This is a genomic window from Agrobacterium sp. LY4 (assembly GCF_001526585.1).
Taxonomy (GTDB): domain Bacteria; phylum Pseudomonadota; class Alphaproteobacteria; order Rhizobiales; family Rhizobiaceae; genus Agrobacterium; species Agrobacterium leguminum.
Genome location: NZ_ASYA01000012.1, coordinates 203309 through 218817, shown reverse-complemented (window position 1 = coordinate 218817; position 15509 = coordinate 203309). Strand labels below are relative to the sequence as shown.

The window sequence follows — 15509 nt, the reverse complement described above, 5'->3', positions numbered from 1 at the left end:
TGCCTGTTCGATAGGCTGCAATCTACCGGCGGAATGGTTAATGCTTGGTTTATTTTGCTCTCATTTGCGGCTTCGTTCGTAACCTTTTGAACCGCCCAAGCCGGAGCAATCAGGCTTTTTCACCGGTTTTTCCACCGCTTAAATCGGGTGTGAGGTCGGACATGAAATCGCCGATCCCCGGCCGCTTCACCGCCCTGAACGGCAGCGGACGGCACAGATCCATCGCGGCAATGCCGATTCGCGCCGTCATCAGGCCGTTGATGACACCTTCGCCGAGTCGCGCCGAGAGTTTCGAGGCAAGACCATGGCCAAGAACCTGCTGGGCGAGCCCGTCGCCAACGGCGATCGAGCCCGTGACGGCAAGATGGGCGACGACATCGCGCAGGAGCTTCAGCATGCCGAGCGTGCCGGGGCGGCCGCCATAAAGCTCCGCCATGGCGCGCACCAGCCGCGTCACTTCAAACAGCACATAAGCGAGATCGACCACCGCGCGCGGGCTGACGGCGGTGACGACGGAGACGCGCTTGGACGAATTGAGAATGAGGGCGCGGGCCTGCCTGTCGAGCGGCACGAGCAACTCACGTTCGGCAAGCTCGATCAGATGCGGGCCGTCGATCACATCGTTTTCGGTTTCCTTCAGCGCCGCACGCCCCTTGGCCGTTTCGGCCCGATGGGAGAGAACGGCATTCAGGCGGGTGACGATGGCGCGTGCGGGTTTGGGGCTCTTGTCGAGGCTCGCTGTTTCAGCGTCCGCCTTGAGAGACTGCACGGCATTGAGCCGCATGATGCCGAAGACTTCCCGGCCGACGAGAACGAGAACGGCGAAAAGCGCTACAATAAGAGCGGTAGTGGCCGTGTAACCCAGCCAGTCGGAACGGGAGAACAGGTTGCGGATGAGCTGATCCGCCCAGAGCCCGAAGGCAAGCGAGAACAAGACGCCAAGCGCGCCGAGCGCAAGCTTGCCGAAGGAGAAGCGGCTTTTCTTCGGAGACGCCACCGGCAGCGCCGCGGCATCGATCTCCTCAGGCGCCAGAAACGGATCGTCCTCGTCGGGCGTCAGCGAAATCTCGGCGTCGAAGCTGCGCGGCGCGCGTTTCTGTGCGGCGGACGGTCGTGCCGTCTCTTCGGTTTCAAGCGTGAAAGCGGCCGGGCGGCGCGCCTGCGGATCGTTTTGTGTGGGAAGCTTCATGCGAGCTTGTCTCCGAACAGGAACTGCATGGCGCGGTCGAGCCTGATATGGGGAACGGAAAGCCTGATGCCGCCGCTGCCCGGCTCATCTATGTTCGGCGGACGGAAGCGCACGACATTGACGTCCGGCAGCGACGCCTTGTCGCCATCCCTGTCGATGCTGCGGAAAAGCGGCTCGGGATCTTCAGGCAGATCGCCGGGAAAGATCGCCGTCTTGCGATTGCCGTCGAAGGTCTCGCCATTGATGGTTTCACCGGCCATGGGCGTGCCGACGATAACGGGCAGCTCGTGGCCATCCTGTCGCACGCTTGCCTCTCTGGTGGCGCGCACGGAAGCGAGCGCCATGACCTCGATGCCGGCGCCATTCATGCCGATGGTGGTGATGGCGCGGTCCACCAGACGGCGGGTCAGCCGCTCCAGCCGGTCGTGGCTTTCGTGATGCAGGTGATCGGCCTTGGTGGCGGCGATCAGCACCTTGTCGATACGCCGGCCGATCAGCGACGACAGCAGGCTGTTGGTGCCGGGGCGGAAACAGGCGAGAACGTCGCCCAGCGCCCGCTCCAAATCCTGCACGGCTTCAGGGCCGCGATTGACCGCCTGCAACGTGTCGATCAGAACGATCTGCCGGTCGAGGCGGGCGAAATGCTCGCGGAAGAAGGGTTTGACCACAATCGACTTGTAGGCGTCATAGCGCCGTTCCATCATGGCGCGCAGCGAGCCTTTCGGCGCTTTCTCATCCGTCAGGCCGGGAAGGGGCGCGAAGGTCAGCGCGGGCGATCCTTCCAGATCGCCGGGCATCAGGAAACGGCCGGGCGGCAGGGTCGAGAGTGATCTTTCGTCGGATTTACAGGCCTTCAGATAGGCTGCGAAACTTTCGGCCAGACGTCGGGCCGTCATCTCATCGGCCGGTGCGTTGATGTCGAGAGAAGAGGCGATCGCCAGCCATTCCTGCGCAAGTTCGGCGCGGATGCCGCTTCCGGCGAGCGCGACGGTCGCGTCGCTGAACTGTTTATAGTCCTGCGACAGAAGCGGCAGGTCGAGCAGCCATTCGCCGGGATAATCGACAATATCGATGGAAAGCTTGCCGGCCGAAAACCATCGGCCCCAGCCGCTGGCGCTCTGATAATCCAGCGTTATCCTGAGTTCCGAGATCGCCCTTGTCGAATCCGGCCACAGCCGGTCGCGCACCAGCGCCTGAATATGATCCTCATATTGAAAACGGGGAATGGCGTCATCCGGCTGTGGCTCCAGCCGCACATTCGAGACGCGTCCGGACCGCATCGCCTCGAACAGCGGCAGCCGGCCGCCATTCAGAAGATTGTGGACGAGGGAAGAGATGAAAACCGTCTTGCCCGCCCGTGAAAGGCCGGTGACGCCAAGCCGCAATGTCGGGTGGGTGAGGTTGCTCGCACGGTCGGCCAGATTATCGAATGCGATAAGCGCGCTGTCTGTCAGGGACGTAAGATAAGGCGGCAATGGCAGTTTCCTGGCTGTGTTTAACGGTCACGGCTGCAATATAGGAAGGTATGGCTGCCCAAAAAAGAAGCGCTCCAGCGGATTTTCAGCAGGGCGGCTTTGCAAAATTCTTACGAAGCGCTGTAGCGATTATTTGCCCGGCGCGAGAAAATCGACCAGCCGCCAGCTGTTTTTACCGTTTGCGGCGTTCTCGTCGTGGTCGAGAACCGCAAGCCCCGATGTCGGAAAGCCCGCGGGCAGGGCGGCATGCAGCAAATCTTCGCCGATCATCGCTTCCAGCGTCGCCTCCATGGTGGGGTTGTGGCCCACCAGCATCACCGATTGCGCCTGCGCCTGCGCGGCGATGAGGGAAAGGTAGGTTTCGCTGCGCGCATTATACATCTCATCGACGTAGAAGATGTCTATGCCTTCGTTGAAGGCACGCTGCCAGGCCTGCGTGGTCTGCCGGCAGCGCGCGGCCGTGGATGACAGAAGCAGATCGGGGCGGTAATGCCGGTCGGCGGCAAGGTCGGCGATGACCTCCGCCTCGGCAAAACCGGATTCGTTCAATCCCCGGTCGAAATCCCGTTCTCCCGGCGCCGCCCAGGCGGCCTTGGCGTGGCGCAGAAGATAAACTCGGCTCGGGGAAGATGCTGTCAAGGGCGGGGACCGGCGTTCGAATGTCAGGGCACGGGTTGAATGCTACAGGATAGGGTTGCAGGACCGCAAGTCCTCTTTCCTGTTGGTAAGTCGCGTTGAAGTGATTGAAGAAGAGTTCGCTTCAATACGAATAAAGGATAAAAATTAGTCATTTAGATGATTTTTGTGTCAGTTTTAAAAATGCCTGAAAACTGATCTGCAGACTTGAATCGGCCACTATCATTGGAGTATACACCGCCGCATTGAGATGTTCTTCGAGGAGAATCGCGTTGAGTGAGAAGATCGATCTTAGCAAATATGTGCTCTCGGAAGACGATGAGTTCATGAATGCCAGCCAGCGGGCTTACTTCCGCGCGAAGCTGGTCGCCTGGAAAAATGACATCCTGAGAGAAGCGCGCGAGACCCTCGGACATCTCGCCGAAGAAAGCGCCAACCACCCCGATCTCGCCGATCGGGCTTCTTCCGAAACGGACCGGGCGATCGAACTTCGCGCCCGCGACCGTCAGCGCAAGCTGATTTCAAAGATCGATGCAGCTCTTCAGCGGATCGAAGACGGTACTTACGGTTACTGTGAGGAAACGGGCGAGCCTATCGGCCTCAAGCGTCTGGACGCCCGCCCGATTGCAACGCTCTCCATCGAGGCGCAGGAGCGTCACGAGCGTCGCGAAAAAGTCTATCGCGACGAGTAAGGCGCTGCGGCCAGCAGGTCGGCAAATCGCATGACAAATAATGAGGGCACGGAAATCGCTTCCGTGCCCTTTTTCTATTTCGAATTTTTGGTCGGAAGACCCGCGCGCGTCAGCGGTCGCGGGTCACGGAAAGCTCTCCGAAGATACGCGCCATTTCCTTCTGCATGTCTCCATCCGGTGAAGCGCCGGTGACAGGCGGGGAAGCTGGCTGCGGCTTGATCTGCTTTTCGGCGACAGGGGCGATGGACGGCTCATTATCCGCCTCCTTGCTCTTGGCGATTTCCGCCTCGAGGAAGCTTTCGAAATCGCTGGCGAGCTCATCGGAAAATTTCGGCTCGGCGTCGTTCGAAGCCACAGCCGGATTTTCAGGCTTGGGCGGGAAAGGTGCGGGCGGCGTTGTCTGTCCCGGCTTCAGGTCGGGAAGGACGCGCTCCCGTGCAGCATCGAGAAAATCGGCGGCGATGGATTGATCGATCACCGGTTCGCGCGCGGCAAAGACCGGCGGGGCGAACTCCGCAGTCCGTTCTTCCGCCTTTGCCTCGACGGGCGCCTGTGCAGGGATCGGCGGTGCGACCGGTGTCGGAGCCGGCACGACGGGCTCGGCACGCCTGGGTTCCGTTCGGGCCGCAGCCATGTCGAGCGATGCAGCCGCCATCGGCAAGACGGCAGCGACCGGAGCCGTTGCAACCGGTATCGGCGGCGGCGTGGGGCGCGCTGTCTCCCGCTCGGGTGCCGCCTGTCTTGCCGGCGGCGCGGTTTCGCGCGCCGTTAAAGGCGTGGGTACGGGTTGCGGCGGCGTCGATGGGCGTGGCGGAACCTGAGCGGTGGCCGCCGCAACGGGTGCTGGACGCGGGGAGGGCACAGGTGACGGCGGCTCCGGCCGCTGTGCTTGCTTCACGGGTTCTTCAGGCGCTGAAACGGGAGCCGCAGCCGCAACGGGCTGCTGTTGCGGCAGGGCGGGGCGACGTTCCTGCTGGATCGCCGGCTCGGCTCTCTTCTGCTCGCTTTCCTGGCGCGGCAGCGCCTTCAATTCCGGCTCCTGCACGTCCCTGACAATGGGGATCGCGCCTATACCGCTTTCGATGACGATATCCGTCGGACCGCCGATCATGACGAGATGCTCGACATTGTCGCGGCGCACCAGCACCAGACGGCGGCGTGCGTCCACGGCCGTCGCATCGAGAACCTGCAGGCGCGGCTGCCGGTTGCGCCCGCCCCGGATGAAAGGGGCAGAACCGCTGCGCCTGCGCAGAAGCCACAGCGCAATCGCCAGAACAAGCAGGGCCACACCCACACCGACGACCGCGACGATGAGACGGTTTCCATAAGCGCCGATAAAATCTTCCATCATGGAGATCATCCCTTCAGATTTTTTGGCTTTTTCGTTTCTTGGGCAATTAATATTGCCGTGGTTCTTATAAAGTGAACGTCAAGCAGGAAAAGACGATTTTTTTGGGCGCGATACAAGGTTTATTCATTTCGCCCCACAGGATTGCCGCCTCAACCGTAACGACGCCACCAAAGCGCCATATCTCGTCCTTCAATGCTGAAAGACAGTGAAAGTTGCAATTCTTTTGCCGAAGGAGCGTTCTGGAATGTCCCAGTCATTGCGCATTAACGGCTCCCTCGCACGGCATTTGATGCGTGTTGTTTTGCTATTGCCACCGTTTTCGCATTTCCGCATTCAATCGCGTGGGCCGAAGACAAGGTGCCGGATAACGCCGCGACCATGGCGGAATTCGTGCGCGACAATCCTTCCTGCGTCGACTTCACGGACGGATGCTCGGTTTGCATCGTCGCTGACGGCAAGATCGTCTGTTCCGCGCCGCGCATTCAATGTCAGGTGAAGGAGCTGACCTGTACCAGGCCGTAGTCTTTTAAGGCTTTTATACACCTTTCAGGCCGTTTTCGCTGTGCGTTTTTAAGCCTTTGTGTCCTGGCGGAGCTTTTTGCCGGTCAAGCGAGTTGCTACAAGAAATTTTACTGCCCGATTCCGTCAGGGAAATGGGGCTGACCGAATGACGACCTGCACGACTGCGAGGCCAAGATGACACGGGTGCGCGAGACAAGCGACAACGACCTTCCGCTGGTGGACAGGCGCGCCCGTTCCGGCACGGTCTTGCGCATTCTGCTTCTGGCGCTGGTTCTGATCGCCGCCGCTGCCGCCTTCGTCTATTTCAAGGATTCTCTGGAAAACGAAATCGTGCTCGGCATTCTCGGCGTGCTGGCCATGATGGGTATCTTCTTTCTGGTCTCGTCGATCATCGGCTTCATCGAGGTCATGCCGCAGTCGCAATCCGACGGGCTTGCCCGCCGATTCCTGTCGGCTCATCCCGAAGGCACGCTGATCACCGATGCCAAGGGGCATATGGTCTATGCCAACGCCACCTATTGCCGGATGAGCGGCACGACCAAGGCGAGCGATATCCAGAGTCTCGAAACGCTCCTGTCGCGCAGCCGGGAATCGACCGAAGCGCTTTACCGGCTCATCAACGTGCTGCGCGAAGGCCGCGACGGCTACGAAGAGTTCCGCTTGCTCAAACCGCTGGGTGAGGATTCCAATGCGGGCCCGCACTGGTACAGGCTGAAGGGCCGGGTGCTGAAGGATGCGGGCGGCGAGGGGCTGCATGTCTTCCAGATCGCCGATATCACGCCGGAGCGCGAGGATCAGGAGCGCTTCTTCCGCGAATTGCAGAATGCCATCGATTACCTCGATCATGCCCCGGCCGGTTTCTTTTCCGCCGGGCGCAAGGGCGAGATCGTTTATCTGAACGCCACTTTGTCCGAATGGCTCGGCATCGATCTGGCGCAGTTCTCACCCGGTTCTATGACCGTTTCCGATATCGTCGCCGGCGAGGGCATGGCGCTGATCGAATCGGTACACCCGCAGGGCACGGCGAAGCGCACTGAAATCCTCGATCTCGACATGCGCCGGGTGAACGGCCAGAGCATGCCGGCCCGCCTCGTGCATCAGGTCACCTCGAAAGATGGCGCGCCCGGCGAGAGCCGCACCATCGTCCTGATGCGCCCAAAGGGGCAGGAGGATACGGAATCCTCCTCCGCCATGCGTTTCACCCGCTTTTTCAACAACACGCCGATGGCGATTGCCTCGCTCGATGGCGAAGGCCGCATCCTGCGGATCAACGCGCCCTTCCTGAAGTTGTTTTCCGGCGTTGTCGGACGCGACGATATCGATCGCGGCGTCGCGCTTGAGACTGTCATCCATGACAATGAGAAGCCGCGGCTCGAGCAGGCGCTGGCCGAAGCCAAGGACCGTCAGGGCGATATAGCGCCCTTCGATTCCCGCCACCCGAGCGACGAGGGCCGGCATTTCCGTTTCTACGTCAACGCCGTCATCGATCAGGACGATGAAGCTCCGGAAGAGGTGGCTATCGTCTATGCCATAGAGGTGACCGAGCAGAAGGCGCTCGAGACCCAGATGGCGCAGACGCAGAAGATGAATGCCGTTGGCACGCTCGCCGGCGGTATCGCCCACGATTTCAACAATGTGTTGACCGCCATCCTGCTGTCGTCGGACCATCTTCTGCTACAGGCGCGGCCTGCCGATCCGAGCTTCGCCGATCTCATGGAGATCAAGCGCAACGCCAACCGCGCGGCCGTGCTGGTGCGCCAGCTTCTGGCGTTCTCGCGCAAGCAGACCATGCGTCCGGCCATCCTCAACCTGACGGATGTGATCGGCGATCTGCGCATGCTGGTGGACAGGCTGATTTCCGGCACCAATGTCAAGCTGGAGGTCGATTACGGCCGCGATCTGTGGCCGGTGAAGACGGATCTGTCGCAATTCGAGCAGGTGCTCATCAATCTCTGCGTCAATGCACGCGACGCCATGCCCGACGGCGGCAAGATCACCATCAAGACGCGCAACGTCGACGCGAAGGAAATCGCAGCGCTTGGCCGTCCGGAATTCCCGGCCGAGGACATGGTGATGGTGGAAGTTGCCGATAACGGCACGGGTATTCCGCCCGAGATCATGGACAAGATTTTCGAACCCTTCTTCACCACCAAGGAAGTTGGTAAGGGCACCGGCCTTGGCCTGTCGATGGTCTATGGCATCGTCAAGCAGTCGGGCGGTTATATCTATCCCGAATCGGAAGTGGGCAAGGGAACCGCTTTCCGCATCTATCTGCCGCGCCATGTGGTGGAGGCCGCTCAGAGCAACGGGCAGCCCGGCGAGGCGGCGCTTGCTCCGGTCATCGCAGCCGAGCCGGTGAAGGAAGAGCCGCTGGACCTGACCGGCAAATCCGCCGTCGTGCTTCTGGTGGAGGACGAGGAAGCGGTGCGGCGCGGCGGCAAGCGCATGCTGGAAACCCGCGGCTACACCGTGCACGAGGCCGGCTCCGGCACCGAAGCCCTGGAGGTGATGGAGGAACTGGAAGGCAAGGTCGACATCGTCGTTTCCGACGTCGTGATGCCGGAAATGGACGGTCCGTCGCTGCTGAGAGAACTGCGCAAATCCTATCCGGACCTGAAATTCATCTTCGTGTCCGGTTATGCCGAGGATGCCTTCGCAAAGAACCTGCCGGCGGACGCCAAGTTCGGTTTCCTGCCGAAACCCTTCTCGCTCAAACAGCTCGCCATCGCCGTTCGCGAAATGCTTGACGACAAGGAATAAGGCCGGCGGCGGCGAACCGGATTCGGCTGCGCCGCGACCTGTCGCATCCATTTGCATCCGGCCTGAAAAATGCGCCACTACTGCGGGTCCGTGTCTTCCTGCGCCCCGGTTGCCCCCATATCCGCACTTTTCCCGAGGTTTGCCTCTTGGCAAACGCAATAGTGATTGCACCGTTTCGCAAGGGGCTTAAAATCGCGTCTTAACGACCTAGATATGAAGAGGCGAAGTTCTCCCTCCTGGCAAAGAACTGTCGGTTTGAGAACGGTTTGGAGAATGATGAAAGATGATCGCTAGGCCGATCTACATGCAGGGCGAGGGCGAAGGGGAAGACGGCGGCGGCACCAACCGCGGAACGTCTGTTATCACCCGCGTCAAGCCAAAAACAAAAAGACCGAATTTGTACCGTGTTCTTTTACTGAATGACGACTACACTCCCATGGAATTCGTCATCCACATTCTGGAGCGTTTTTTCCAGAAGGATCGCGAAGCGGCAACCCGCATCATGCTGCACGTGCACCAGCACGGCGTGGGCGAATGCGGGGTGTTTACATATGAGGTCGCAGAGACGAAAGTAAGCCAGGTCATGGATTTCGCCCGACAGCACCAGCATCCGCTGCAATGCGTCATGGAAAAGAAATGAGGATCGCAACGTGCCAACTTTTTCCCCAAGTCTCGAGAAGGCGCTGCACCAGGCACTGACCTTTGCAAATGAGCGTCACCACGAATATGCGACGCTGGAACATCTCCTTCTGGCGCTGATCGACGACGCGGATGCCGCAGCCGTGATGGGCGCCTGCAATGTCGATCTCGATGCGCTGCGCAAGACTGTCAGCGATTACGTCGACAATGAACTGACGAACCTCGTCACGGGTTACGACGAGGATTCCAAACCCACATCCGGCTTCCAGCGGGTCATCCAGCGGGCCGTCATCCATGTTCAATCGTCCGGCCGCGAGGAAGTGACCGGCGCGAACGTGCTTGTGGCCATTTTCGCCGAGCGCGAAAGCCACGCCGCCTATTTCCTGCAGGAACAGGAGATGACCCGTTACGACGCGGTCAACTACATCTCCCACGGCATCGGTAAGCGCCCCGGCACGTCGCAGACGCGCACGCCGCGCGGTGCCGATGAACCGGAAAGCGAAAACAAGGCGAGCCGCAGCAATCCCGAGGAAGACGGATCGTCCGCCAAGAAGCAGCAGGATGCGCTGAAGGCCTATTGCATCAACCTCAATGAAAAGGCGAAAAACGGCAAGATCGATCCGCTGATCGGCCGTCACGACGAGGTCAACCGTACGATCCAGATCCTCTGCCGCCGCTCCAAGAACAACCCGCTTTATGTGGGGGATCCGGGCGTGGGCAAGACGGCGATTGCCGAAGGTCTCGCCAAGCGTATCGTCGAAGGCAAGGTGCCGGAAGCGCTCGCCAACGACACCATCTTCTCGCTCGACATGGGCACGCTGCTGGCCGGAACCCGCTATCGCGGCGATTTCGAAGAGCGGCTGAAGCAGGTCGTCAAGGAGCTTGAGGAATATCCGGGCGCGGTTCTGTTCATCGATGAAATCCACACCGTCATCGGTGCGGGCGCGACCTCCGGCGGCGCGATGGATGCATCGAACCTCTTGAAGCCTGCTTTGTCTTCGGGTGCGATCCGTTGCATCGGCTCGACCACCTATAAGGAATATCGGCAATTCTTCGAAAAGGATCGCGCGCTCGTGCGCCGTTTCCAGAAGATCGACGTCAATGAGCCGTCCATCGATGACGCCATCGCGATCATGAAGGGGCTGAAGCCTTATTTCGAGGATTATCATCACCTGAGATATTCCAACGAGGCGATCAAGGCTGCCGTCGAACTGTCGGCCCGCTACATTTCCGACCGCAAGCTGCCGGATAAGGCGATCGACGTGATCGACGAGACCGGTGCGGCGCAGATGCTGCTGCCGGCCTCCAAGCGCCGTAAGCTGATCACCGAGCGGGAAATCGAGGCCACCATCGCGACGATGGCCCGTATTCCCCCGAAGACGGTCTCCAAGGACGACGAGATGGTTCTCGCCAACCTTGAAAAGGAACTGCGTTCCGTCGTCTACGGTCAGGATATCGCCATCGAAGCGCTGGCCACGGCCATCAAGCTGGCACGTGCGGGCCTGCGTGAACCGAACAAGCCGATTGGCTCCTATGTCTTCTCCGGCCCGACGGGCGTCGGCAAGACGGAAGTGGCCAAGCAGCTTGCCGCCTCGCTCGGCGTCGAGATGCTGCGCTTCGACATGTCGGAATATATGGAACGTCATACCGTGTCGCGCCTGCTCGGCGCACCTCCCGGTTATGTCGGCTTCGATCAGGGCGGTCTGCTGACCGACGGCGTCGACCAGCACCCGCATTCCGTGGTGCTGCTGGACGAAATCGAAAAGGCGCATCCGGACATCTACAACATTCTGTTGCAGGTGATGGACCATGGCTCGCTGACCGACCATAACGGCAAGAAGATCGACTTCCGCAACGTCATCCTCATCATGACGACCAATGCGGGCGCATCCGAAATGGCGAAATCCGCCATCGGTTTCGGTTCTTCCCGGCGCACGGGCGAGGATGAAGAGGCAATCAACCGTCTGTTCACCCCGGAATTCCGCAACCGTCTGGATGCGATCATTCCGTTCTCGCCGCTGCCGACTGCCGTCATCCACAAGGTGGTGCAGAAGTTCGTCATGCAGCTGGAAACCCAGCTGTCTGAGCGCAACGTCACCTTCGATCTGCATGAAGATGCGATCTCCTGGCTGGCGGAGAAGGGTTACGACGAGAAGATGGGCGCCCGCCCGCTGTCGCGCGTGATCCAGGAAAACATCAAGAAGCCGCTCGCCAATGAAATCCTCTTCGGCAAGCTCAAGAAGGGCGGCGTCGTCAGCGTCACCGTCGGCAAGAAGGATGACGGCTCCGAAGGTCTCATACTCGAGGTCCTGCCGGAGACGGCACCCGTGAAGCCGCAGCCGGAGGCCGAACTGAAGGCGGCCAAATCGCCCGGCAAGGCAAAGGCCAAGACGAAACCTGCTTCCAAGGCGGCGAAGGCCAATGAAGAGGCGGATGTCCTTGTTGCCGAGGCCGACAAGTCGGACGAGGACAGCAAGCCGCGGCGCAAGACCAATGCGGTGCCGAAAGTGCCGAAGAAGAAATGATCAAGGTCTTCGACCGATAAACCGATGCCGGGCGAAAGCCCGGCATTTTCATGTATGAAGCGCGTCGCGTTTTCCCTGATACCTCCGGCGCGTTTTGTTTTTTGTTTTATGCATGACGTTACCCCGAATCTGCGGCACAGTTTCGGGTGACATGCACAAGTGGGTCAGCAATGCAGACTGCCGACAGCGATACCATCCCCCTGAGCGGCTGGTTTTTCCGGGGAATGCGGGGCATATTTTCGCTGCCCTCGCTCATTCTGATGACATCTTTCGTCGGTTTCAGCGCTTTCGCGCTGGAATCGGGTGTCGCGCGCGGTGAAGCCGTGTTCATGACGCTGATGATCTGGGCCCTGCCGGCCAAGATGATCCTGATTGGCTCCATGGTCGGCGGAGCTAATCTTGCCGCCTGCTTTCTGGCGGTGACGCTGTCTTCGGTACGGATGATGCCGATGGTCGCCTCCATCGTTCCGGAAATGCGCGGCGCGAAGACCCCGACATGGATTTTGCTGTTTCTCTCGCATTTTGTTGCGATCACCGCCTGGGTCTTTGCCACGCAGAATCTTTCCAGGGTGCCGCGTGAAGCCCGCGCCGCTTGGTTTGCTGGTTTTGGCATGACGCTTACCGTGGTCAATGCCATCATCGTCGGCCTGTGTTACGGCGTTGTCGCCGCCTTTCCGCCGCTTGTCGCCGGCGTGCTGTTTTTTCTCACACCGGTCTATTTTGTGGCATCGATCTGGGCTTCGGCCCGTCATTCCGTCGTCAAGGTCGCCTTCGTCATCGGCGTCATCGCCGGGCCCGCTTTCGCGGTCATCGCACCGGAATTCGATATTCTCTATGCCGGGATAGGCGGAGGCACGGCGGCCTATCTGATCGACCGCCTCGTGTTCCGCCGTCGGATAAAACCCGTTTCACCGGAGAGCGAACCATGATGACCGAACATTGGTGGGCGCCCTATCTCTTCATCGCGATTGCCGGCTGGCTGGCGACCGATCTCTGGCGCTGGCTCGGCGTTCTCGCCGGTAACCGCCTGAAGGAGGATTCCGAAGCGCTGCACTGGGTAAGGGCAGTCGCCACCGCACTCGTCATGGCCGTCACCGCCAAGCTGATCGTCTTTCCAACCGGAACGCTGGAAGCCTCACCCCTCTGGCTGCGCATCGGCGCTGCCGCGCTCGGTTTCATCGCTTTTCTGATGGCAGGCCAGCGCGTCATCGTCGGCGTGGCGGTGCCGATCCTGCTTCTGGCGGGTGGTTTGTTCGCGCTCGGTTTCTGAGATTGGTTTATGTCAGAGACCGCTCTCTCGGGCTTCCGCAACAAGCCAATCCGCAAGAAGTCTAGCCGGTGCGGTCATCTCTTCGGCTTCCATCAGCCAGTAATATTTCTCCGTATCCGCCGCCCGGTCGAAGAGCACGGTCAGTCGACCTTCGGCAATCTCGTCGTGAAGCAGCGCCGTCGGGCAGAGGCCGATGCCTTGACCGGCTTTGAGAGCGGTCACGAGCAGATTGAAATCCGCGAAAACCGGACCGGCGCTATCGGGCAGGGATATTCCCCCGGCTGCGAACCAGTTCTGCCAGGCCGCCTCGGTGTCGTCATGCAGCAATTCCGCTCGTAACAGGCTGCCAACATTGTCGAAAGGACCGAATTTAGCGACATAGCCCGGCGCGCATGTCGGCCGCGTCTCCGCGCTGAAAAGCGCGACTGCATTTTCCCCGGAGGCGATGCCATGTCCTATGGTGAGATCGGCCGGTATTGCGTGATGCGCGCCGGAATAGCTGATGGATACCTGTATATCGGGGTAAAGCGCCCGAAAGCGAGGCAGGCGGGGCGTCAGAAAATGCGCCACGACAGAGGGCAGGCTGGCAAGGCGGACGGTCATGCGGTCATGGCCCTGACGGATCCGGGCGGTGCCAGAAGCGATCTGCCGTAGGGCGATCGAAATCGTCGTGCCGAATTCCTTTCCGGCCGGAGTAAGCCTCACACCCCTCGCATGCCGCTCGAACAGCGCCATACCGAGCCAGGCCTCGAGGTTGCGCACATGCTGGCTGACGGCGGTTGCCGTCATGCCGAGTTCCTGCGCAGCCAGAGAAAAACTCGTTCTTCTGGCTGCGGCTTCGAATGCGCGGAGGGTGGTGAGCGGCGGCAATTTCATGGTGTCTCAAGGGTAAGTAAGACTTGGGCTGAGCGCAAGAAAAACCCGTCTTGTCAGGCGAGCAAGCATGGCGCAATTTCGCCTCGAGATTTTGATTGCCCGAGGATTTCATCACCCCCATGCCCGCCGCCGAACCTGTCGACGCCGCCGCACGTCGCGCCGTCCGTCCTGTTGTCGTTTATCCGAACGGGACGCTTGAAATGCCAGACCTCGCGCGTCTGGAAGAAGCCAAACAAGGCATGGAAAAGATCGATGAGGTCATCGTGCCGCCGCGTGACGGCCGCACCTTTCATGTGCCGAAGGGGCATTTCTTTCGCATCGTAAGCGTTGAAGGTCCGCAGGTCGGAGACCTGAACCTCTGGAACGCCCATGATCTGACCGAGCGGTTTTTCAGCGGCAAGACTCGCGCCCTGCACGCCACCCATGTTTCGGTCGGCAACCGGCTGTGGAGCAACCTGCCGTCCCTGCGGCCGATGGCGACGATCACGCATGATACGCTGTCATGGTATGGCTTCGACGAAGACGGCGGCGGTGTGCATGACGTGATCGGCACACGCTGCGATCCCTACACCAACAAGCTCCTGAGTGGCGGCGACTACCACCATTGCTGCCATTCCAATCTGACCAATGCGCTGGCCTCCGCCAAGAGCCTGTCATTCCGGCAGGCGGAGCCGCATGTGCATGACGTCCTCAACGTCTTCATGTGCACGGGTTTCACCCGCGACACACACCAATATTTCATGAAGGCGAGCCCGGTGCGGCCGGGTGATTATCTGGAGCTTTTTGCCGAGATCGATCTTATCGGCGCGCTTTCCGCCTGCCCGGGCGGTGACTGCAGCGCCACGCATTCGAGCGATACGGCGGCCTGTTATCCGCTGAAGGTGGAAATATTCCGGCCGGATATGGCGGTGCTTGAAGGCTGGCCATGGCCGGAACGGAATGCGTATCGGCCTTTGGAGTGACAAAACACCATTGTCCCCCTGCCGGACTGGATCCGTCATCCAGCCACGACGCGTCTGCGCCGTAAGAAGACTCTCTCGCGATCAAGGACTTGATCGCACTGGACCCCGGACCAAGTCCGGGGTGACGGCGTGGAGATGTGCTACGGCTTTGCAGGATACGCGCCTGCTAGGCAACCATCACGAAGCAAGCGCCGCCTTTATCTTCTCCGCATGGGCCTTCAACACCTCGCCATCGGCCATCACGCCGGAATGCGGCTTCAGCGGCTCACCTTCCTTGCGCGGAATGACGTGGAAATGCAGATGGAAAACGGTCTGCCCAGCCGCCGGTTCGTTGAACTGGGCGATGAAGACGCCATCCGCATCGAAGGCTTCCTTGGCCGCCACGGCGAGTTTCTGCACCACGGGAATGGTCCTCGCCAGCACTTCCGGGTCGGCATCGAGCAGGTTGCGGGAGCCGGTCTTGGGAACCACGAGCAGATGGCCGGGGGCCTGCGGCATCACATCCATGAAGGCCAGCGTGTGCTCGTCCTCATAAAGCTTGTGGCTCGGAATTTCGCCGCGCAGGATTTTTGCGAAGATATTGTTGTCGTCATAAGCGCTGGCCGTCATCGG

The 15509-nt window shown here is 60.4% G+C and carries 14 protein-coding genes; 8 read left to right on the top strand and 6 right to left on the bottom strand.

All coding sequences use genetic code 11. From position 1 onward, the window contains the following. Positions 1 to 109: 109 nt before the first annotated feature. The 3 genes from L904_RS12015 to L904_RS12005 form a co-directional block, all read right to left on the bottom strand. Complete coding sequence (locus tag L904_RS12015) at positions 110 to 1189, bottom strand: YcjF family protein (RefSeq protein ID WP_020810822.1); 1080 nt, start codon at positions 1187 to 1189, stop codon at positions 110 to 112. Then, positions 1186 to 2664 carry a YcjX family protein gene (locus L904_RS12010; protein WP_020810821.1) on the bottom strand — a complete coding sequence of 493 codons (1479 nt, stop codon included), beginning with the start codon at positions 2662 to 2664 and terminating at the stop codon, positions 1186 to 1188. Before L904_RS12010 ends, L904_RS12015 begins: the two co-directional genes overlap by 4 nt. Before the next feature lie 129 nt (positions 2665 to 2793). Continuing rightward, a complete protein-coding gene (locus L904_RS12005) occupies positions 2794 to 3270 on the bottom strand; it encodes a histidine phosphatase family protein (protein WP_051671851.1) in 477 nt (158 codons plus the stop codon). Between the two features lie 302 nt (positions 3271 to 3572). On the opposite strand from L904_RS12005, the gene dksA reads away from it, so the two are divergent. Further along, the gene (gene dksA, locus L904_RS12000; RefSeq protein WP_003496274.1) at positions 3573 to 3992 is read left to right on the top strand and encodes an RNA polymerase-binding protein DksA; all 420 of its coding nucleotides are present in this window, start codon (positions 3573 to 3575) and stop codon (positions 3990 to 3992) included. Between the two features lie 109 nt (positions 3993 to 4101). Here dksA and L904_RS11995 read toward each other — a convergent pair whose 3' ends face one another. Further along, positions 4102 to 5352 (bottom strand): flagellar biosynthetic protein FliO, encoded by a 1251-nt coding sequence (locus L904_RS11995; RefSeq protein ID WP_059762560.1) that lies wholly within the window; start codon positions 5350 to 5352, stop codon positions 4102 to 4104. Positions 5353 to 5700: 348 nt separating this feature from the next. On the opposite strand from L904_RS11995, the gene L904_RS28375 reads away from it, so the two are divergent. The 6 genes from L904_RS28375 to L904_RS11965 all read left to right on the top strand — a co-directional run bounded on the left by L904_RS28375 (position 5701) and on the right by L904_RS11965 (position 13059). Beyond that, a complete protein-coding gene (locus L904_RS28375; RefSeq protein WP_245285027.1) occupies positions 5701 to 5865 on the top strand; it encodes a hypothetical protein in 165 nt (54 codons plus the stop codon). Positions 5866 to 6039: 174 nt separating this feature from the next. Beyond that, positions 6040 to 8625 (top strand): cell cycle histidine kinase CckA, encoded by a 2586-nt coding sequence (cckA, locus tag L904_RS11985; RefSeq protein ID WP_035262369.1) that lies wholly within the window; start codon positions 6040 to 6042, stop codon positions 8623 to 8625. 283 nt (positions 8626 to 8908) lie between these two features. Then, the gene (gene clpS, locus L904_RS11980) at positions 8909 to 9265 is read left to right on the top strand and encodes an ATP-dependent Clp protease adapter ClpS (protein ID WP_003521420.1); all 357 of its coding nucleotides are present in this window, start codon (positions 8909 to 8911) and stop codon (positions 9263 to 9265) included. Between the two features lie 10 nt (positions 9266 to 9275). Beyond that, entirely contained in the window at positions 9276 to 11789 is a 2514-nt protein-coding gene (gene clpA / locus L904_RS11975; RefSeq protein ID WP_003521419.1) for an ATP-dependent Clp protease ATP-binding subunit ClpA, read from the top strand. A gap of 170 nt (positions 11790 to 11959) precedes the next feature. Next, entirely contained in the window at positions 11960 to 12718 is a 759-nt protein-coding gene (locus L904_RS11970; protein WP_020810567.1) for an AzlC family ABC transporter permease, read from the top strand. Continuing rightward, on the top strand, positions 12715 to 13059 hold the full coding sequence (locus L904_RS11965; RefSeq protein ID WP_020810566.1) for an AzlD domain-containing protein: 345 nt from the start codon (positions 12715 to 12717) through the stop codon (positions 13057 to 13059). Before L904_RS11970 ends, L904_RS11965 begins: the two co-directional genes overlap by 4 nt. Before the next feature lie 12 nt (positions 13060 to 13071). On the opposite strand, the gene L904_RS11960 is transcribed toward L904_RS11965, so the two are convergent. Further along, positions 13072 to 13935, bottom strand: a complete 864-nt coding sequence (locus L904_RS11960) for a LysR substrate-binding domain-containing protein (RefSeq protein WP_020810565.1) — start codon at positions 13933 to 13935, stop codon at positions 13072 to 13074. Between the two features lie 119 nt (positions 13936 to 14054). Between L904_RS11960 and L904_RS11955 the strand changes: the two genes are divergently transcribed. Continuing rightward, positions 14055 to 14897 carry a DUF1989 domain-containing protein gene (locus tag L904_RS11955; protein WP_031233957.1) on the top strand — a complete coding sequence of 281 codons (843 nt, stop codon included), beginning with the start codon at positions 14055 to 14057 and terminating at the stop codon, positions 14895 to 14897. 177 nt (positions 14898 to 15074) lie between these two features. Here the strand turns inward: L904_RS11955 and L904_RS11950 are convergent, their stop codons facing one another. Then, entirely contained in the window at positions 15075 to 15506 is a 432-nt protein-coding gene (locus tag L904_RS11950; protein ID WP_003496252.1) for an HIT family protein, read from the bottom strand. Positions 15507 to 15509 lie beyond the last annotated feature (3 nt).

Excerpts from the sequence above, each read along its gene's own strand:
- L904_RS11950 (WP_003496252.1), bottom strand. The coding sequence starts at position 15,506 with ATGACGGCCAGCGCTTATGACGACAACAATATCTTCGCAAAAATCCTG.
- L904_RS11995 (WP_059762560.1), bottom strand. The coding sequence starts at position 5,352 with ATGATCTCCATGATGGAAGATTTTATCGGCGCTTATGGAAACCGTCTC.
- L904_RS11970 (WP_020810567.1), top strand. The coding sequence starts at position 11,960 with ATGCAGACTGCCGACAGCGATACCATCCCCCTGAGCGGCTGGTTTTTC.
- cckA (WP_035262369.1), top strand. The coding sequence starts at position 6,040 with ATGACACGGGTGCGCGAGACAAGCGACAACGACCTTCCGCTGGTGGAC.
- L904_RS12015 (WP_020810822.1), bottom strand. The coding sequence starts at position 1,189 with ATGAAGCTTCCCACACAAAACGATCCGCAGGCGCGCCGCCCGGCCGCT.
- clpS (WP_003521420.1), top strand. The coding sequence starts at position 8,909 with ATGATCGCTAGGCCGATCTACATGCAGGGCGAGGGCGAAGGGGAAGAC.
- L904_RS11955 (WP_031233957.1), top strand. The coding sequence starts at position 14,055 with ATGCCCGCCGCCGAACCTGTCGACGCCGCCGCACGTCGCGCCGTCCGT.
- L904_RS11960 (WP_020810565.1), bottom strand. The coding sequence starts at position 13,935 with ATGAAATTGCCGCCGCTCACCACCCTCCGCGCATTCGAAGCCGCAGCC.
- L904_RS11965 (WP_020810566.1), top strand. The coding sequence starts at position 12,715 with ATGATGACCGAACATTGGTGGGCGCCCTATCTCTTCATCGCGATTGCC.